Origin of the sequence: Hymenobacter daecheongensis DSM 21074, from assembly GCF_900141805.1 — a bacterium.
Taxonomy (GTDB): Bacteria; Bacteroidota; Bacteroidia; order Cytophagales; family Hymenobacteraceae; genus Hymenobacter; species Hymenobacter daecheongensis.
This window is the reverse complement of the sequence record NZ_FQYN01000003.1, coordinates 94,188-111,948: the sequence shown is the minus strand read 5'-3', so window position 1 is coordinate 111,948 and position 17,761 is coordinate 94,188. Positions and strand designations below refer to the sequence as shown.

General features: G+C 61.1%; 17 protein-coding genes. 7 read left to right on the top strand and 10 right to left on the bottom strand.

Going from position 1 to position 17,761, the window contains the following annotated elements; all coding sequences use genetic code 11:
• Positions 1–89 precede the first annotated feature (89 nt).
• The 9 genes from accB to BUB62_RS06170 form a co-directional block, all read right to left on the bottom strand.
• On the bottom strand, positions 90–584 hold the full coding sequence (accB, locus tag BUB62_RS06210; RefSeq protein WP_073108504.1) for an acetyl-CoA carboxylase biotin carboxyl carrier protein: 495 nt from the start codon (positions 582–584) through the stop codon (positions 90–92).
• A gap of 31 nt (positions 585–615) precedes the next feature.
• Positions 616–1,179, bottom strand: coding sequence for an elongation factor P (efp, locus tag BUB62_RS06205; protein ID WP_073107595.1), 564 nt, complete (start codon positions 1,177–1,179; stop codon positions 616–618).
• Between the two features lie 203 nt (positions 1,180–1,382).
• Positions 1,383–2,396 (bottom strand): beta-ketoacyl-ACP synthase III, encoded by a 1,014-nt coding sequence (locus BUB62_RS06200; RefSeq protein WP_073107592.1) that lies wholly within the window; start codon positions 2,394–2,396, stop codon positions 1,383–1,385.
• Between the two features lie 53 nt (positions 2,397–2,449).
• Positions 2,450–3,391, bottom strand: a complete 942-nt coding sequence (plsX, locus tag BUB62_RS06195; RefSeq protein WP_073107589.1) for a phosphate acyltransferase PlsX — start codon at positions 3,389–3,391, stop codon at positions 2,450–2,452.
• A gap of 62 nt (positions 3,392–3,453) precedes the next feature.
• Positions 3,454–3,678 carry a 50S ribosomal protein L32 gene (gene rpmF, locus BUB62_RS06190; RefSeq protein WP_073107586.1) on the bottom strand — a complete coding sequence of 75 codons (225 nt, stop codon included), beginning with the start codon at positions 3,676–3,678 and terminating at the stop codon, positions 3,454–3,456.
• A gap of 58 nt (positions 3,679–3,736) precedes the next feature.
• Positions 3,737–4,294 carry a YceD family protein gene (locus BUB62_RS06185; RefSeq protein ID WP_234988640.1) on the bottom strand — a complete coding sequence of 186 codons (558 nt, stop codon included), beginning with the start codon at positions 4,292–4,294 and terminating at the stop codon, positions 3,737–3,739.
• Positions 4,295–4,347: 53 nt separating this feature from the next.
• Positions 4,348–4,713, bottom strand: coding sequence for a helix-turn-helix domain-containing protein (locus BUB62_RS06180; RefSeq protein WP_073107583.1), 366 nt, complete (start codon positions 4,711–4,713; stop codon positions 4,348–4,350).
• A 140-nt stretch (positions 4,714–4,853) separates the two neighbouring features.
• Complete coding sequence (pdxA, locus tag BUB62_RS06175; RefSeq protein WP_073107580.1) at positions 4,854–5,912, bottom strand: 4-hydroxythreonine-4-phosphate dehydrogenase PdxA; 1,059 nt, start codon at positions 5,910–5,912, stop codon at positions 4,854–4,856.
• A 119-nt stretch (positions 5,913–6,031) separates the two neighbouring features.
• Positions 6,032–7,486 carry a leucyl aminopeptidase family protein gene (locus tag BUB62_RS06170; protein ID WP_073107577.1) on the bottom strand — a complete coding sequence of 485 codons (1,455 nt, stop codon included), beginning with the start codon at positions 7,484–7,486 and terminating at the stop codon, positions 6,032–6,034.
• Positions 7,487–7,708: 222 nt separating this feature from the next.
• On the opposite strand from BUB62_RS06170, the gene rsmA reads away from it, so the two are divergent.
• The 6 genes from rsmA (at position 7,709) to rhuM (ending at position 14,253) form a co-directional block, all read left to right on the top strand.
• A complete protein-coding gene (gene rsmA / locus BUB62_RS06165; protein WP_073107574.1) occupies positions 7,709–8,497 on the top strand; it encodes a 16S rRNA (adenine(1518)-N(6)/adenine(1519)-N(6))-dimethyltransferase RsmA in 789 nt (262 codons plus the stop codon).
• 195 nt (positions 8,498–8,692) lie between these two features.
• Positions 8,693–9,652, top strand: a complete 960-nt coding sequence (locus BUB62_RS06160; RefSeq protein WP_073107571.1) for an NAD(P)-dependent oxidoreductase — start codon at positions 8,693–8,695, stop codon at positions 9,650–9,652.
• Positions 9,653–9,755: 103 nt separating this feature from the next.
• Entirely contained in the window at positions 9,756–10,229 is a 474-nt protein-coding gene (gene greA / locus BUB62_RS06155) for a transcription elongation factor GreA (protein WP_073107568.1), read from the top strand.
• A 163-nt stretch (positions 10,230–10,392) separates the two neighbouring features.
• Positions 10,393–11,271 carry a nuclease A inhibitor family protein gene (locus tag BUB62_RS19715; RefSeq protein WP_073107565.1) on the top strand — a complete coding sequence of 293 codons (879 nt, stop codon included), beginning with the start codon at positions 10,393–10,395 and terminating at the stop codon, positions 11,269–11,271.
• Between the two features lie 395 nt (positions 11,272–11,666).
• On the top strand, positions 11,667–13,202 hold the full coding sequence (locus BUB62_RS06145; protein ID WP_234988639.1) for a M28 family peptidase: 1,536 nt from the start codon (positions 11,667–11,669) through the stop codon (positions 13,200–13,202).
• 64 nt (positions 13,203–13,266) lie between these two features.
• Positions 13,267–14,253 (top strand): virulence RhuM family protein/type II toxin-antitoxin system death-on-curing family toxin, encoded by a 987-nt coding sequence (gene rhuM / locus BUB62_RS06140; RefSeq protein ID WP_073107562.1) that lies wholly within the window; start codon positions 13,267–13,269, stop codon positions 14,251–14,253.
• A gap of 26 nt (positions 14,254–14,279) precedes the next feature.
• On the opposite strand, the gene BUB62_RS19495 is transcribed toward rhuM, so the two are convergent.
• Positions 14,280–15,725, bottom strand: a complete 1,446-nt coding sequence (locus BUB62_RS19495; protein WP_073107559.1) for a DNA/RNA non-specific endonuclease — start codon at positions 15,723–15,725, stop codon at positions 14,280–14,282.
• Between the two features lie 169 nt (positions 15,726–15,894).
• Between BUB62_RS19495 and BUB62_RS06130 the strand changes: the two genes are divergently transcribed.
• Entirely contained in the window at positions 15,895–17,682 is a 1,788-nt protein-coding gene (locus tag BUB62_RS06130) for a DUF885 domain-containing protein (RefSeq protein WP_073107556.1), read from the top strand.
• The last annotated feature ends 79 nt before the right edge of the window (positions 17,683–17,761 follow it).

Sequence of the window (17,761 nt, the reverse complement as noted above, 5' to 3'; positions counted from 1 at the left end):
CTTGGCGAAAAAAGGAAAGGGCCTCGCGGACTTAAGCGTTGGCAAAAAACCAAGACCCTAAGTCCCCAAGACCCCAAGACCCCAAAAAATTACATCGGCTCAATCAGGAACAGCGGCTGGTCGTACTCCACGGGCGTGGCGTTTTCCACCATCACCTTCACCACGCGGCCCGATGACTCGGCTTCAATCTCGTTGAAGAGCTTCATGGCTTCGATGATGCAGATAACTTGGCCTTTCTCCACCATATCACCTACGTTTACAAATAGGGGCGAATCCGGGCTGCTGGAGCGGTAAAACGTGCCAATCATCGGGGCTTTCAGCGCAATGTGGCTGGCGCTGGCGGCCGGAGCCGGGGCCGCCGCTGGGGCCGGAGCCGGAGCTGCTGCGGCAGGGGCGGCGGCCGGAGCCGGAGCAGCCGCGGCGGGCTGCGCAGCGGCTGGCGCGGCCGAGTAGCTGGTGCTCACCACTTTCGTGTTGGGCTCGCGCTGCACCGAGATTTTAAATTCCTCGGTTTCGATGTTGACTTTGTTCAACCCCGACTTGGCAATGAAGTCGATCAGGTCCTGTAGTTCTTTGGCTTTCATAGAGGCGCTGGAGGTGGGCTTTTGCGGCTGCTTATTTGACTCTTTCGACATAGGAGTAGTCGCTTGTCTTGACGCGAATTTTGGTGTCAGTATCAATGAACAGCGGCACTTGAATCCGGGCACCGGTTTCCACCGTGGCCGGCTTGAGCGTGTTGGTCGCCGTGTCGCCTTTCAGGCCGGGCTCGGTGTAGGTCACCATCAGCTCCACGGTAGTCGGCAGCTCGGCCGTGAGGGGCTGCTCGGTTTCGGCGTGAAACAGAATGGTGGCTTCCTGGCCTTCCTTCATCAAATCGGCGAAGGGCACCATGGCTTCGGGCAAGGAAACCTGCTCGAAAGTGGCATTGTCCATGAAGGTGTAACCGTAGTCGTCCTTGTACAGGAACTGGTGCGGGCGCTGCTCTACGCGGGCCGTGGTCACTTTCACGCCGGCGTTGAACGTGTTGTCGAGCACCTTGCCGGTTTTGATGTTGCGGAGCTTGGTGCGGACGAAGGCCGGACCCTTGCCCGGCTTTACGTGCTGGAATTCGGTAATGACGTACAGGTCATTGTTGTACTCAAGTACCAGTCCGTTGCGAAAGTCTGCGGTAGTGGCCATTGTGGTGGGAGGGAGGAATTAAAAATTGGGAATTAAAAATTAAAAATCTTGACTGGTGCGCCCGAATGCCGGAGCTTAGTAGGGCACCAATTCTTAATTCTTCATTTTTAATTTTTAATTCAAAGAAAAGAGCCGTCCCGGAAGGTGGCGGGGCGGCTCGTCGGGAATGCAAGTATAGGAGTTTTCCGCGTTTGGCCCGTTCATTATACGGTTTGCGGATCAGGTTTCGGGTCGTAGGCCCACTTAAGGAAGATGGAACCCCAGGTGAAACCGCCGCCAAAGGCCGCCAGAATCAAATTATCGCCCTTGCGCAGCTGCTGCTCGTAGTCGGCCAGGCACAGCGGAATGGTGCCGTTGGTAGTGTTGCCGTAGCGCTGAATGTTGAGCATCACCTTCTCCGGCCCCACGCCCATGCGGTTGGCGGTAGCATCGATGATGCGCTTGTTGGCTTGGTGGGGTACTAGGAACGCCACATCGTCATTGGTGAGGTGGTTGCGTTCCATCACTTGGGCGGCCACATTAGCCATGTTGGTCACGGCAAATTTGAACACCGTGGCGCCTTCCTGGTATAAGAAGTGCTCCCGATTTGCTACCGTTTCCGCTGATGGCGGCCGGCGGCTACCTCCAGCTTTTTGGTAGAGATATTGTTCGCCGGTACCATCAGTACGCAGCACTTGGTCAAGAAGGCCTAAGCCGTCGGTGCTGGGCTCCAGCAAGACACAACCGGCGCCGTCGCCGAAAATGATGCAATTGGCGCGGTCCGTATAGTCCACGATGGACGACATCTTATCCGCCCCCACTACGATTACCTTTCGATACATACCGCTCTGGATATACTGGGCCCCGGTAGCCAAGGCAAACAGAAACCCCGAGCAAGCGGCCTGCATGTCAAAGCTGAAGGCGTTAGCAGCTCCCACGCCAGCTGAGATAATGTTGGCCGTTGCTGGAAATACCATGTCAGGCGTTGTAGTAGCGCAAATCAGCAGGTCGATATCAGTGGCGTTGGTGCCGGTTTTGTCCAGCAGCAACTGCACAGCCTTGATACCCATGACGGAGGTGCCTTGGTTTTCGCCCTTCAAAATGCGCCGTTCCTTGATGCCGGTGCGGGTAGTAATCCACTCGTCGGTGGTGTCTACCATCTTTTCCAGTTCAGCATTGGTCAGCACGTAGTCGGGCACGTAGGAGCCCACTCCGGTAACGGCGGCAGTGATTTTCATGGGAACACGCAGAAACGAAAGTCAGCCCGCGGCGGGCGCAGGCTGACCTAAGACTAAGACTTGAAAGTAGATTTTATCTGATCCGCGATGCCGGATTCGGCCATTTGGTAACCCTGCAATAGCATGTTGCAGATGGCCAGCGGCGTGCTCACGCCGTGGCCGATGATGGCGTTGTCGTTGATGCCCAGAATGGGGCTGCCACCAATGGCCTCGTAGTTGAACTTGTCGAAAAACGGGTCGTGCATCTGCTTGGCATCGAGAATCTCGTAGATCGACTCGGCCATTTTCAGCAGCACATTGCCCGTGTAGCCGTCGCAGATCACCACGTCGGCCTTGTCGTTGAACAGGTCGCGGCCTTCGATATTGCCAATAAAGTGAATATGGGGGTTCACTTTCAGCAGCTGGTGCGCGGCCTGCGTGACGGTGGTGCCTTTGCCTTCCTCTTCGCCCAGGCTCATCAGGCCCACTTTCGGGCGGGCAATGCCCAGCACGTATTGGGCGTAGAGGGAGCCCAGCTCGCCGAACTGCTCCAGCATTTCGGGCTTGCATTCGGCATTGGCTCCCACATCCAGCAGGATGCCGTAGCCACCGGCCAGCTTCGGGGTGAAGTTGGCAATGGCTGGGCGCAGCACGCCCGAAACGGGCTTCACGCTGAACATGGCCCCCACGAGCATCGCGCCCGTGTTGCCGGCCGAGCAGAAGGCTTCTACTTCGCCGGCGTGCAGCATCCGGTAGCCCACGGCAATGCTCGAGTCCTGCTTTTGCTGGTAAGCTTTGGCCGGATGCTCGCCCATCTCAATGATCTGGGTGGCGTGCACCAGCTCCAGGCTGGCCGCCGCGGCCCCGTGCTGCTGGAGCAGGGGCCGGACGGCCTCTTCCTGGCCGATGAGCACAATCTGAGCTTTGCCGGCGAGCTTTGCCGCTGCCAGCACCGCGCCATCGACGGCAGCTTGGGGAGCGAAATCACCCCCCATTGCGTCCAGGGCTATCTTCATGTACGAGGTATCAAGGAGTACGGAGTCGGGAAGAAGGGCCGGGGCTGCCGGCCAGACGAAGCTTATTCTTCGTCGGAAGCGGCTGGAGCGGCGGCAGCTACGGGAGCATAGTCCTTAATGGCTACTTTACCGTGCAGGTACAGGTCGCCGTCCACTACGTAGGCCTTGTGACGCAGGTGCAGCTCGCCCGTGTTGGCGCACATCGTTACGGCCTTCGGGGTCAGCTGGTGGTGGGTGCGACGTTTGTCGCGGCGGGTTTTGGATGTCCGGCGTTTAGGATGTGCCATGAGTCAGGAAATTATGAATGTTGAATGTTAAATGTTGAATTGAAAAACCGGCAAGCGCTTAATTCAGGTTGCGCAGCGCGTCCCAGCGCGGGTCGCCGGCATCGTCATCCTCGTCGCTGTCGCCGGGCTGGCGGGTGGTGAAGATGAGCTTGCTGTCGGATTCGGGGTTTTCGTCGGGCTCGTTCTGGAAGCGTGGGTGCAGCTTCTTCATGGGCAGCGCCAGCCCGATGTAGTCGAACAGATGCTGGGCGATGGGCAGCGTCTGGGTTTCGGGCGTGATTTGCAGCACGTTGTCGTCCAGCTCCAGCTCCCGGTCGCCGTAGCGTACCAGCAGCTGCTCCGTAATGTCGAGGGGCTGGTCGAACTCGTCCAGGCTCCGGTCGCAGATCAGGCGCACGGTGCCCGTAATGTGAAAATCCAGCGTGATGAGGCGGTCGGTTTTGGTCAGCGCCACGTCGGCGTGGAGGTTGCCATCCTGCACCAGGTTTTGCTCGAACTGGACAAAAAAGGCACGATCCAGCTCAAACGCAAAGTGGTGCGTTTTGAAAGCCAGCTTGGCAATGGCCAGATCGTATTGTGAGTCCTTCTTCACGGCGGAGTGGGTAATAGGGGGCAAAAGTAGTACGATTTCCCCGTTTTTGAAAAGTGGCGGCTGCTGCGGGCCGTAGGCTAGGCGTTTTTTAGAATGAAATCGGAAGGTATGCCCAGCCGCTCATACAGGCGCTTGGCCAAGTCGAGCGTGACGCGGCGCTTGCCGCTCAGAATCTGGGAGAGGCGGCTGGCGGGCACTTCCAGCAGCTCGGCCAGATCCTTCTGCTTGAGGCGCATCTGCTGCCGCTTCAGCTCAATCATTTCGGCCAGCGAGGTCGGCAGATTGGGAATGGGCAGCAGTCCGAGCTTGCTTTCATACACATCCAGGGCCATGATCAGCTCCCGAAACTCGGTTTCCAGGGCGGCGTTGCCGTCTACGCCCGCGGCTACCAGCGCATCGAGGCGGCGCAGGGCAGTACGGTAGTCGGCGGGAGTCTGGAGCATGGAAACGAGGAAAGCAGCAAAAGCAAAGCCGATGGGCTACACCGGCTTTGGGACTGCAAACCTACGGCATAGTTTTGAAAGCGCCAACAAAATTTCATTTTTGGAAAGAATGTATCCTGAAACGAAATCCCTGGGGCGGCTCAGTCCTGCCGCTCCCGGCGCGGCTGGGCACCGGGAATGAGGGGCTTGAGGCCGGCGTAGCGGTTACGCTGCTGCACCAGGTCGCAGGCCATATACACGGCTTCGCGGAACGACGTTTCATCGGCCTTGAACTGCCCAGCGAGGCTGTAGGCCGTGCCGTGGTCGGGGGAGGTGCGGATGACGGGCAGGCCGGCCGTGAAGTTGACCCCGCGCTCGAAAGCCAGCGTTTTGAACGGAATCAGGCCCTGGTCGTGGTAGAGTGCCAGCGTAGCGTCGAACTTGCGGAACTGGGCGGTGCCGAAGTAGCCATCGGCCGGAAACGTGCCGTACACGAGGTGGCCTTCCTGCTGAAACTGCTGGATGACGGGATTCACCAGCGTAGCTTCCTCCGTGCCCAGCAGGCCATTTTCGCCGGCGTGGGGGTTCAGACCGAGCACCGCCACGCGGGGCTTATCAATGCCAAAATCCAGCTTTAACGACTTGAGCAGGATGCGCAATTTGGCTACCAGCAACTCCTTGGTGAGCCGGGCCGGCACGTCTTTCAGCGGAATGTGGCCGGTGGCGGTGGCCACGCGCAGCTCCTCGCTGGCCAGCAGCATCAGGCTCTCAGGAGCCCCGAAAAAGCTGGTCAGAAACTCGGTGTGGCCGGGGTAGCGGAAGTCGTCGGCCTGGGTGTTTTCCTTGCTGATGGGGGCGGTGACGAGAGCATCGAGCAGGCCCTCTTTCAGGTCGCGGGCGGCGGCCAGCAGCGACTGGCGGGCGGCGCGGCCGGAGGCCTCGGAGGGCTGGCCGGGCGTGAGGGCGAAATCGTCTTCCCAGCAGGTCACGGCGTTCAGCTTGCCGGCAGCAATATCCGCGGCTTCGCGCACTTGGCGGAACGTAAGCTGCTCGGCCTGCGGCTCGACGGGAAAATCATCGAACAGCACTGTGGCCGTGCCATACACCACAGGCGTGCAGTATTTGAGCAGGCGGCTGTCGAGCAGAGTTTTATAGATGATTTCCGGCCCAATGCCGGCCAGGTCGCCGACTGAAATACCGAGGCGGGGAAGAGTGGTCATGTGGTGGATGGTGCTTATATAAGAACGTCATGCTGAGCTTGTCGAAGCATCTCTCCCGCTTCACCTGAGTTGCTCAACGAAGCGGTAGAGATGCTTCGACAAGCTCAGCATGACAACGATTACTCCTGGTTTTTCAAAAAATCATACAGCAGGCGCACGCTGGTGCCGGTGCCGCCTTTGCCGCGGTAGGAGTCGGGGGCGGTGAGGTAGGCGGGGCCGGCAATGTCGAGGTGAATCCAGGGCGTGCCTTCGGTGAAGCGCTCCAGGAACTTGCCGGCCGAAATGGCCCCGGCTTCGGCCTTGCCCAGGTTGTTGATGTCGGCAATGTCGGACTTGATGTGCTCGGCGTACTCGTCCCAGAGCGGGAACTCAACCACCCGCTCGTGCACCCGGTTGCCGGCCTGCTTGAGGGCCAAGAGCTGCACCTCGTCGGCGGTGCCCATACCCACGATACCTTCCTTGCCGATGGCGCGGGCCGCTGAGCCGGTGAGCGTGGCAATATCAACCACCAGGGCAGGCTCGTACTTTTTGGCGAAGGCCAGCGCGTCGGCCAGAATCAGGCGTCCTTCGGCGTCGGTGTTGAGCACTTCCACGGTCAGGCCGCTGTACATGGTCAGCACGTCGCCGGGCACGTAGGCCATGCCGCCGGGGCGGTTGTCGGTGGCCGGCACCAGGCCGATGACGTGGATGGGCACCTTGTTCTTCGCCAGCGCATACAGCACGCCGGTCACGGCCGCGCCGCCCGACATGTCACACTTCATCATGTCCATCGAGCCGGGCGTGGGCTTCAGGCTCAGGCCGCCGGTATCGAACACCACGCCCTTGCCTACCAGCACGTAAGGCTGGCTGTTGCGGGCGTTTTCGGGCTTCCACTCCATAATGGTGAAGGTAGGCGGCTCGGGGCTGCCCAGGTTCACGGCCAGCAGGCCGCCCATGCGCAGGGCTTCGATGCGGGGCAGGTCGAAGATTTCGGTCTGGTAGCCGGCCGCGTCGCCGGCTTCGGCCATGCGCTCGGCGAATTGCGTGGCATTGAGCTTGTTGAGCGGGGCGTTGATCAGGTCGCGGGCCAGGCACACGCCCTGCAGCAGGTAGTCCAACTCCTGAATGGCTTCGGCCGAGGCCGCGCCCGTGAGCAGCACCCGCGTCAGTGCGGCCGGCTTCTTCGATTTCTCGTCGGTTTTGTAGCCCTCAAACTCGTAGGCCGAGAGGTAAATGCCTTCGGCCAAAGCCAGGGCCAACGCTCCATCTGCGCTTTCCGAGAGGTCCTCCACGTACAGCTCGGTTACTTTATCGGCCTTGAGCAGCGCGTGCAACTGGTGGCCGCTTTTGCGCATGGCTTCGGCAATCAGGTGCGCCGACCCTTTGGCGCTGGCCACCACGAAGTAGTGCCGGTGCGAATAGTGGTTGACCGTAATGAGCTTACTGTCAGCGGCCAGCTGCTCGGTAACGTACTTCCGGGAGGCCTCGTGCAGGTCGGCCAGCTGGGCGGGGAGCTGGGTGGTGCCGGCCGGCAGCAGAAACACGGAATCGGCGTGGGCGGGCAGCGTGGCGGCGTGGGCTAGTTGAATCGGCATATACGGACGTATCTTTGGGGCCATTTAGGCCGCGCAAGGTAGGCGTTTTTTTAAAGGAGCTAGGAGCTGGGAGCTAGAAGTCAGGAGGTCAGCTACGGTTGGGCTTTGGGGCACTGATCCTGGTTTTTTATTCCCGAATTTACTGACCTCGCCCATGCCGGCACCTGCCACTGCCAGCAGTTTTCTCCTGGCTTCCAGCTCCTAACTCCCAGCTTCTCCCCAATGGACCACGTCAGCCCGAAAAAACACCTCGGTCAGCACTTTCTGGCTGAACCCGAAATTGCCCGCCGCATCGTGGAAGCCCTGCGCCTGCCCGACGGCGTGCGGGAAGTGCTGGAAATCGGGCCCGGCATGGGCGTGCTCACCGGCGACCTGCTCCAGCACCCCGAGTACCAGACCACGGTCATTGAAATTGACCGCGAGTCGGTGGCGTACCTGGAGCGCAACTTTCCGGCCCTGCACGGCCGCATCATCTCGGCCGACTTTCTGAAGCAGGACCTGGGGCAACTATTTAATAATCAGCCGCTGAGCATCATCGGCAACTTCCCCTACAACATATCCACCCAGATTTTCTTCAAGGTGCTCGACCACCGCCAGCAGGTGCGCGAGGTGGTGGGCATGCTGCAAAAAGAGGTAGCCGAGCGCATGGCCGAAGGGCCGGGCAGCAAGGTGTATGGTATTTTGAGCGTGCTTTTGCAGGCTTTCTACACCGTGGAGCTGCTGTTTCTGGTGCCGCCGCACGTGTTTATTCCGCCGCCCAAGGTGCAGTCGGCGGTGCTGCGGCTGCGGCGCAACGACACCGAGAAGCTGGATTGCGACGAGAAACTGTTCTTCAAGGTGGTGAAGCAGGCCTTCGCCACTCGCCGCAAAACCCTGCGCAACGCCGTGAAACCCTTCGGCATGAGCGCCGAAGACACGCTGGACCCGATTTTCACCAAGCGCGCCGAGCAGCTCAGCGTGGCCGATTTCGTGTGGCTGACCAATTACGTGGAAAAGCACCGGGTCAATTAGCGCAATTCCCATGTGAAGTACCTGGCGCGACCTCGGGGGACCTCACCCCCGGCCCCTCTCCTTGGGGAGAAGGGAGCCGAACGACCGGTATATTTGAAGAACTCAGTAAAAATTATCCATTGGCATAAGCGGTGAGGAAAGGGCTATTTGACGCGCAGGGCCCACATCTTTTAATTTTTAATTCTCAATTTTTAATTGAAAACGCTCTGCCTTGTTATCGATGAAGTGCACCCGTCGCTGCCCGAGCTGCTCGCGCCGCTCGGCGTGCAGGTACATTACCGGCCCGACCTGACGGCCGCCGAAGTGCCCGCAGCGCTGGCCGCTCAGCCCTACGCTGGCCTGATGGTGCGCTCCAAGCTGCGCATCACGGCGGCGCTGCTCGCCCACGGCCCGCACCTGCGCTACGTGGCCCGCGCCGGGGCTGGCGTCGATAACATTGACGAAGTGGCTCTGGCCGCGGCCGGCGTTACGCTGCTCAATGCGCCCGAGGGCAACCGCGACGCGGTGGGCGAACATACGCTGGGCCTGCTGCTGGCGCTGTTCCGCAACATTGCCCGCGCCGACCACGAGGTACGACACGGCAGCTGGCGGCGCGAGGCCAACCGGGGCGAGGAAATCGGGGGCAAAACCATCGGGCTGCTGGGCTACGGGCACATGGGCCGCGCCTTTGCCCGGCGGCTCAGCGGCTTCGGCTGCACGGTATTGGCCCACGATAATGACCCTGACTGCGCCCCCGACCACCACGCCACGCTGGTGCCGCTGGCCGAGCTGCAGGCGCGGGCCGAGGTGCTGAGCCTGCATATTCCGTATTCGGCTGCCAATCATGGCTTCGTAAACGACGACTTTCTGACCGGCTTCGCCAACCCCATCTGGGTGCTGAACACGGCCCGCGGCGAGGTGCTCGACCACGCGGCGCTGGTACGCGGGCTGCAGAGCGGCCGCCTGCGCGGCGCGGCGCTGGATGTGCTGGAAAATGAAAAGCTCGCCCAACTCACGGCGGCGCAGCAGGCCCGGCTCGATTTTCTGCAAAGTGCGCCCAATGTGGTGCTTTCGCCGCATATCGGGGGCTGGACGCACCAGTCGTATGCCCGCATCAATGAGGTGCTGGCGCAGAAGATTGGGGCTTTTCTGCGGCGCGGGCCGGTGCCGGGGTAGCAGAAGTTGTTGGGTCTTCGTATATTTGTCACAGAACTTTTTTCGGAGAACGGTTGGCTTTGCCGACCGTTCTCCTTGTTTTTTAGCTAATCATCCCACCGACATGTCTTCCGTCAACTACTACAGTCCCGAAGGCCTGCAAAAGCTCAAGGATGAGCTGCAGGACCTGAAAATCCGCGGCCGGGCCAAAGCCGCCGAAGACCTGCGCGAAGCCCGCGACAAAGGCGACCTGAGCGAAAATGCCGAGTACGATGCCGCCAAGGATGCCCAGGGCCTGCTCGAACTGAAAATATCCAAGCTGGAAGAGATTGTGGGCAACGCCCGCGTGCTCGATGAAACGAATCTGGACCTGACCAAGGTCCTGATTATGAGCAAAGTGAAGCTCAAGAATCTGAAAAATAACATGGTGCTCGACTACCTGCTGGTAGCTGAGGAAGAAGCCAACCTGGCCGCCGGCAAGATTTCGGTGAAGTCGCCGATTGGCAAGGGGCTGCTGGGCAAGAAAGCCGGCGACACGGCCGAAATCATCGTGCCGGCCGGCAAGCTGCAGTTCGAGATTCTGGAAATTTCCCGGTAGCGGTGAGTTGATGAAATGGTGACTTAGTGAGTTTTCATTTCTATTAGAACTTGAAAAGGGCGAAACCGGCGGTTTCGCCCTTTTGCGTTTTGCCCCGTACTTTGGCACACACCGAACGTCAAACTCACTAACTCACCATTTCACCATCTCACTACCTCACCGCATGGCTTCCATTTTCTCTCGTATCGTTTCGGGCGAGCTGCCCGCCTATAAAGTAGCCGAGGACGACGACCACCTGGCTTTTCTGGACATCACGCCGCTGGTGGAAGGCCACACGCTGGTAATTCCGAAAAAAGAAGTCGATTATATTTTCGATTTGCCGCCGGCTGAGATGGCGGCCCTGCACCAGTTTGCGCAGCGGGTGGCCAAAGGCGTGCTGGCGGCCGTGCCCTGCAAGCGCATCGGCGTGGCCGTGATTGGGCTGGAAGTGCCGCACGCTCACATTCACCTGATTCCGATGAACAAGGTATCGGATATGAACTTTGCCAACCCCAAAATAAAGGTGGCCGAAGCCCGGATGCAGGAACTGGCCGCCGCCATTGCGGCTAAGGTGCCCGGTGCCGATGGTAAAGTGGATAAAGGAGCCAAGTCGTTGGAAACTAAAGTCGACCGCGAAACCAAGGAAGCCAACGAGGCCAAAACTTCCGCCGCCGATGCCACCACCACACAACTCCAGCGCCTGACGAAAGACCTGCTTTTCATCAGCGAATCGGAAGCGCCACTGACGCCGGTTTCATACGCCGCGCCGGCCGGCGAGCTAACTGATGCCGCGCTGCTGAAGCTGACCGGCGAAGCAGCCGGCAGCAACGTGGAGCCGGTGGAGTTGACCTACTTCCTGCGCAACCACACCGCCGACGATGGCGTGCTCGGCGACCCGGCCCTAGCCAACCGCTACAAGGCCCTGCAAATGTTTATGAAGCTGGAGCTGCAGGATACGCAGGTGTACCGCATCGGCAGTGGCCCGCAGGTGGCGGTCTACGCCCTGGGCAAAACCGCCGAAGGCCAGCTGGCTGGCTTCAAAACGGTGCTGACGGAAACTTGATTGGCGGGTGAATTTATAAAGGCAGTCTACTTCTGTTCAGATCTCTGCGTCACACCGTGAAGTAGCCGCAGCGCGGCGGCAGGTTTGTAGTAAGCGCATGAGGAGAAGAATCAAGCCGCGTAGCGGTGACAGAGTCGTTCGGGCGGTTCTGTCACCGCTACGCGGCTTGTTCGTTGGTTCTGCCTCGGTGCTACAAACCTGTCGCCGCGCTGCGGCTTTTAAGAAACCTGAGTTATTTAGGGTCTTTAATTCGTTCTTAAAGCCGTTTGATCAGCTTTCTTCTTCTAATGAGTTACTTCCGCAAGCGTCCGGCTATCGGCTTTGGGTTGGCTCTCTGTGCCCTGGCGCAATGCGCTTCTGCCCAGGCCCCGCTGCCCAAATTCTTGAATAAAGCTTTGGCAAAATTCAGCGCGGCCGACTTTAAAGCTCACGTAGCCTACCTGGCCGATGACCGCCTGCAGGGCCGGCAGCCGGGCACCGCCGGCTACCAGCTGGCCGTGGACTACGTGAGCGGCCAGCTGAGAAAGCTAGATGTGCAGCCGGCCGGCGAAAACGGCACCTTCAGGCAAAAGGTGCGGCTGCGGCGGGCTTTCAGCGAGCCGGGCGGCACGCTCAGCAGCCCCGGCGCGTCCTACCAATCCGGCCAGGATTTCGTGTTTTACCCCAACCCCGGCCAGCCGACCGCCACGCTCACGGCCCCGGTGGTGTTTGCCGGGTTCGGCATCAGCGCCCCCGAACTGGGCTATGACGACTACGCCGGGCTGGATGCCTGGGGCAAGATAGTAGTGCTCACGCGCCTGGAGCCGCCGCACTTGGCCGGCAACGAAAAGCTCTACGCCACCGACCTGCTGACCGTATTGCAAACGGCCGCGCAGCACGGGGCCGTGGGCGTGCTGCTGGCCGCCACCAAAGCCGCTACGCCGCTGCCCAACCTGAGCAAGGGCCTAGTGAGCGTGCTGGCGCCTGATAGCCACGTAGCGGTTTCGCGCAGCTATGTTTCCCCCCAGATTCAGGTGGTGGGGGCCGTGAGTGCCGGAATGCTGCAGCGCCTGTTTGTGGGCGCGGCTACTGATACGGCCCGCACGTTTGCCGCGCTCCGGGCCGGCAAGGCGGCTTCGCAGCCGCTGGCGGGCACGCTCACGGCTACCGCCCGCAGCCGCTATCAGGAGGTGGAAAGCTACAATGTAGTGGGCAAAATAGCTGGCTCCGACCCCGTGCTGCGCGACGAATACGTGGTGCACAGCGCCCACCTCGACCACCTTGGCATCGGGGCCGCCGTGCAGGGCGACTCGCTCTACAACGGTGCTCACGACAACGCCACCGGCGTGGCCAGCGTGCTGGAAATTGCCCGGGCCTATGCCCGCCTGAAGCAAAAGCCCCGCCGCTCGGTGCTGCTGGTGCTTACCACAGGGGAGGAGTTGGGCTTGCTCGGTTCGGCCTACTTTGCCCGGTTTCCCACCGTGCCGAAGTCGCAGATCGTAGCCGATATCAACACCGATATGCCCACTATCATTGCCCCGCTGCTGTCGGTGGTGGCGCTGGGGGCCGAAAACTCCTCGCTGGAAGCCGAAGTGGTTAACGCCGCCACTCAATTGGGCCTCACGGTGGAAGCCGACCCCGAGCCGGCCCAAAACCGCTTCATCCGCTCCGACCAGTACAGCTTCGTGACTCAGGGCATTCCGGCCGTACATCTCAAATACGGCAACCGTACTGCCGACGGCAAGAACAACCTCAGCGAGCAGGTGCAGAAATGGCGGGCTCTGTATTACCACAAACCCCAGGACGATATGCGCGGCGTCTTTGATTTTGAAGCCGGCCGCAAATACGCTCAGCTCAATTTTTTGCTAGGCTACCAGGTGGCCCAGAACCCGCAGCGCCCGACGTGGAAGCCGGGCAATTTCTTCGGGCGGCGGTTTGGGAATGGGGAGTGAGGGGCCGCAGTAATGGCAGGCAATATTTGCCGTAGCTTACGAGTGCTTTATCAGCCCCGCAATTATGGCCGCCACCAACGATATTTTGCTTTACCAACTGCCCAACGGGCAAACCCAGCTTCAGGTGCAGCTGCAGGACGAAACCGTGTGGCTTACGCAGGCCCAGATGGCGGAGCTGTTCGATACCACGAAGCAGAACGTCAGCTTGCACGCCCGAAATGCTTTCCGGGAAGGGGAGTTAGTAGAGGCGGCAGTTGTCAAGGATTCCTTGACAACTGCCGCCGACGGCAAAAAATACCGCGTTAAGCACTACAATCTGGACGTGATTATCTCGGTCGGATACCGGGTGAAGTCACTGCGGGGTACGCATTTCCGGCAATGGGCCACCAGCATTTTGCGCCAGTATTTAGTGCAAGGCTACGCATTAAATGAGCGCCGCTTGCGCGAAAGCGCCCGCCAGCTGTCCGACCTCAAGCGGCTGGTACAGCTGCAAAGCGAAGTAGCTACCAATCAGGAATTGACTTCCGACCAGTCTACGGCGCTGCTACGGGTGCTGGGCGACTATGCCCGCGCCCTCGATGTACTCGACCAATATGACCATCAGCGGCTGCGTGTGCGCGGCACGGCTAGAGAAGCGCCTTTTGAGTTGACCTACGAAGCCGGCCTAGAGGCCGTGGATAGCCTGCGGACGCAGTTTGGTGGCAGCGCCCTGTTCGGGCGTGAAAAGGATGCGTCGTTTCAAAGCTCGGTGCGCAGCATCTACCAGAGTTTCGGGGGCGAAGACCTGTACCCCAGCGTGGAAGAAAAGGCCGCCAACTTGCTCTACTTCGTGGTGAAAAACCACTCCTTTTCAGATGGCAACAAGCGGATTGCGGCCTTTCTGTTCGTGTGGTTCCTGGATCGTAACCACTGCCTCTACAAACCCGACGGCTCCCGTCGCCTTGCCGACAATGCCCTGGTGGCCCTGACCCTGCTCATTGCCGAAAGCAAGCCGGAAGACAAGGATACAATGGTGAAACTGGTAGTGAACCTGATTAACCAGGAGAACTGACTTTGCGCATTCTGCACGAATGCCGCCTACCGCGTCGGCTCCTTATCCACCGCCGCTTCCAGCCGGGCCTGCACTTCCACGGGCAGCTTGCTGAGCAGATCCAGGCCGGTGGCGGCTTCAATGGCATCTACCGATACGCGGTAGCGGCTCCAGTCGGGGCTGATGCTTTGGTCGTTGGGCGTATCCACGGCCACGAGGCGGGCCTGGGTGGGGATGCGCTGCAGATCATCGGAGCCTTCAGGCAGCAGGACCAGCACTTTCCAGATGCGGGCCGGCACGGTCACGCGGCCGTTGTCGAGGGTGGTTTTCGGGCCCGCGGTGCCGGTGCCGCCCTGGCCGTAGCTGCCCATGATGACGTAGATTTCCTGGCCCCGGCTCACCTGGGAGCGGCCCCATTCTTCGAGGCCGCTCCAGGTGCGCTGGTTGTTGTTGCCGGCCTGCGGAATCATATTGGTCATCAGGAAGGTGGCCGAGTTGTCGTCCAGGTCGGTGGTGCGGTCAGCCGAGGGGCAGTTGTGGCCGCGGTCGAAGCCGGAGCCGGCGTAGCTGCGCGGCGTGACCTGATAAAACTGCCGGGGCAGGGCAGGGTCGGGGCGGAAGTCGTCCTGGCGCGGGGCCGTGCCCATCCAGGCGCGGTTCAGGTGCCAGCTCACCCAGGTGGGCGTGCCGCGCCCGGCGTGGTAGCTCAGCGCGTACTGCGGCTTCACCAGCAGGTAATTATTGGCGTTGTCGGGGCTGGCGGTAGCGCCGCTGGGGTTGCCCAGGGCCATGTTGTCGTCGCGGCTGCTCACTACGGCCGTAGCCTGGCGGGTGGTGGCCGGCGGCAGCGAGGTGCCGGCCGGAGCGCCGCCAACAGCCGGAGCCGTGCTGCCGGAGCCCGCTGCCACCGCCGCCCCCGTGGCGGTTTCTAGGGTCACATCATCAATGTTGAGCCGGCCGCTGCCGCTGGTTTTGCGGATTTCGAGGCGCAAAGCGGCGGCGGCTCCCCCGTCGAAGGTAGTGGCCACGAGGCGCGGACCCTGCGTGCGCACCGGCTGCCCGATGCGGCGGTAGCTGCGGCCCCCGTCGAGGCTGCCCCACAGCTCCCAGGTGCTGGCGGGGTCGTCGCCGTAGGCGGCGGCGCTGATGCGGATGCGGGCCACGCCGGGCGCGGCATCGAAATTCATGCGCAGGCGGCCCAAGTTGCGCAGACGGGCCGCCTGGCGGCCGTTTTTGTGATCCTGCTCCGTCGAGCCGAGCAGGGCATCCTCGAAATGCCAGGAGCCCGAGCCCAGCGTTTCATCGGCGGTAGAGTACGCGCCCTTACCGCCGGCCTCGAAGGTTTCGGGGAAGCGGCCGGCCGCCTGGGCCGGGCTCCCGGACTGCACCGAAATGGCCGCCGGGCCATCGGGGCCGGTGTAGCGCGTGGTTTCGGGCTGCGGCTGGGAGCAGGCCAGCAGCGTGAGGGGCAGAAGAAACAGGAAGCGGGCCATGCGGCGAAGGTAAGAGATATCGGCAGGCGGCGCATGCTGACTTTGGGGCGCTTTGCCAGGCCGAAAAGCCGCAAAGACCCGAAATCTGCGTTGCCACCGGCAGCCGGATGCCGCATTTCGGGTCTTTGCGGCCTACCTTGCCTGTCCTTATCGTCTTTCGCGCTTCTTCATGACCCCCACCGCTACTCCCAAACTGCTCCTACTGGCTGCCGGCTGCGCGGCCTCCTTGTGGCTCGGCAGCTGCGGCGACTCCGGCCAGCACGCCGGCACTGCCGCAGCTACCACGCCCGACGCCGACTTCGACCAGTTCAAAACCCGCTTCATTGACTCGCTCTGGTACTACAACCCCGAGTGGGCCGCCGACCAGGGCTACCACCGCTACGACTCGCTGCTGGTGATACCCACGGCCGCGCGCCGCCAGACCGAAGCCGCCGCCCTGGCCCGCCGCCGGAAGGATCTGGCCGCGTTTCAGGCCGAACAGCTCTCGGTGAACAACCAGACCGACTTTTACCTGATCCAGAACTACCTGGACCGCAGCCGCTGGCAGACCGACACGCTGCGCGGCTGGCAATGGAACCCGGCCGGCTACAACATCGGCGGCATGGTATCGGAGCTGCTCAGCGGGCGTTACCACCCGCTCGACCGGCGGCTGCGCAACATCTCGGAGAAGATTTCGCGCTCGGCGGAGTACTACGAGGCCGCGCGGCAGAACATCAGTCGGCCCACCAAAGAGCACACCGCCTTAGCCATTCTGCAAAACAAGGGCGGTATACAGGTTTTCGGGCCGGCCTTGCTGGATTCCATCCGGCGCTCGGGCCTCTCGGCCCGCGAGAAAAAGGACTTCCGCGACCGGATAGCCACCACCCGGCTGGTGATGGAAAACTACATCAGCTTCCTGGAAAAAGAAGTGCTGCCCCAGGGCCAGTTTCGCTCATTCCGCATCGGCAAGGCGCTGTTCGACCGCAAGTTCGTCTACGACATCCAATCCGCGTATTCCGCCGACCAGCTCTACGCCAAAGCCCAGCAGCACCGGCAGGAGCTGCTGCACGACATGGGCCGGCGGGCTGCCCGGCTCTGGCCCAAATACTTCCCCAATCAGCCCCAGCCCGCCGACTCGTTTCAGCTGATTAAGCGGGTAATCGGCAAGCTCTCCGAAAAGCACGCCCGCCCCGCCGATTTCGCGGCGGCCGTGAAGCAGCAGATTCCGACGCTGATAAAGTTCGTGAACGACAAAAAGCTGCTCACCCAGGACCCCACCAAGCCGCTGGTGGTGCGCGACACGCCGCCCTACATGCGCGGCGGCGCGGGCGCCAGCATTTCGGCCCCCGGCCCCTACGACAAGGCCGCCAACACTTACTACAATGTGGAGCCCGTGCCCGCCGACTGGACCCCGGCCCAAGCCGAAAGCTACCTGCGCGAATACAACGACTACACGCTCCAGATTCTCAATATTCACGAAGCCATTCCGGGCCACTACACCCAGCTCGTGTACGCCAACCGCAGCCCCTCGCTCATCAAATCCATCTTCGGCAACGGGGCTATGGTGGAGGGCTGGGCCGTGTATACCGAGCGCATGATGCTGGAAAGCGGCTACGGCGGCGGCACCGACGAAATGTGGCTGATGTGGGATAAATGGAACATGCGCGTGACCCTGAACGCCATTCTCGACCACGACGTGCACGTGAAAAACGCTTCGGAAAACGACGTGGTGACCATGCTCATGCGCGACGGTTTTCAGGAGGAAGCCGAGGCCCGCGGCAAGTGGAAGCGCGCCACCCAGAGCCAAGTGCAACTCAGCAGCTACTTCACCGGCTACACCGAAATCTACGCGCTGCGCGAGGAGCTGAAAAAGCAGCAGGGAGCGAAGTTCGACCTGAAAGCCTTCAATGAGCAGTTTCTGAGCTACGGCAGCGCGCCGGTAAAATACATCCGGACCATGATGCTGAAGAAATCGTAAGCCGCTCAATCATTAGCAGTTGCTGATATAGCCGCCCCGAATGGAATTTTCGGGGCGGCTTTTTTGTCTGCGCACCGAG

Coding starts and splice junctions, on each gene's coding strand:
- accB (WP_073108504.1), bottom strand. CDS start 584: ATGAAAGCCAAAGAACTACAGGACCTGATCGACTTCATTGCCAAGTCG.
- efp (WP_073107595.1), bottom strand. CDS start 1,179: ATGGCCACTACCGCAGACTTTCGCAACGGACTGGTACTTGAGTACAAC.
- BUB62_RS06200 (WP_073107592.1), bottom strand. CDS start 2,396: ATGAAAATCACTGCCGCCGTTACCGGAGTGGGCTCCTACGTGCCCGAC.
- plsX (WP_073107589.1), bottom strand. CDS start 3,391: ATGAAGATAGCCCTGGACGCAATGGGGGGTGATTTCGCTCCCCAAGCT.
- rpmF (WP_073107586.1), bottom strand. CDS start 3,678: ATGGCACATCCTAAACGCCGGACATCCAAAACCCGCCGCGACAAACGT.
- BUB62_RS06180 (WP_073107583.1), bottom strand. CDS start 4,713: ATGCTCCAGACTCCCGCCGACTACCGTACTGCCCTGCGCCGCCTCGAT.
- pdxA (WP_073107580.1), bottom strand. CDS start 5,912: ATGACCACTCTTCCCCGCCTCGGTATTTCAGTCGGCGACCTGGCCGGC.
- BUB62_RS06170 (WP_073107577.1), bottom strand. CDS start 7,486: ATGCCGATTCAACTAGCCCACGCCGCCACGCTGCCCGCCCACGCCGAT.
- rsmA (WP_073107574.1), top strand. CDS start 7,709: ATGGACCACGTCAGCCCGAAAAAACACCTCGGTCAGCACTTTCTGGCT.
- greA (WP_073107568.1), top strand. CDS start 9,756: ATGTCTTCCGTCAACTACTACAGTCCCGAAGGCCTGCAAAAGCTCAAG.
- BUB62_RS19715 (WP_073107565.1), top strand. CDS start 10,393: ATGGCTTCCATTTTCTCTCGTATCGTTTCGGGCGAGCTGCCCGCCTAT.
- rhuM (WP_073107562.1), top strand. CDS start 13,267: ATGGCCGCCACCAACGATATTTTGCTTTACCAACTGCCCAACGGGCAA.
- BUB62_RS19495 (WP_073107559.1), bottom strand. CDS start 15,725: ATGGCCCGCTTCCTGTTTCTTCTGCCCCTCACGCTGCTGGCCTGCTCC.
- BUB62_RS06130 (WP_073107556.1), top strand. CDS start 15,895: ATGACCCCCACCGCTACTCCCAAACTGCTCCTACTGGCTGCCGGCTGC.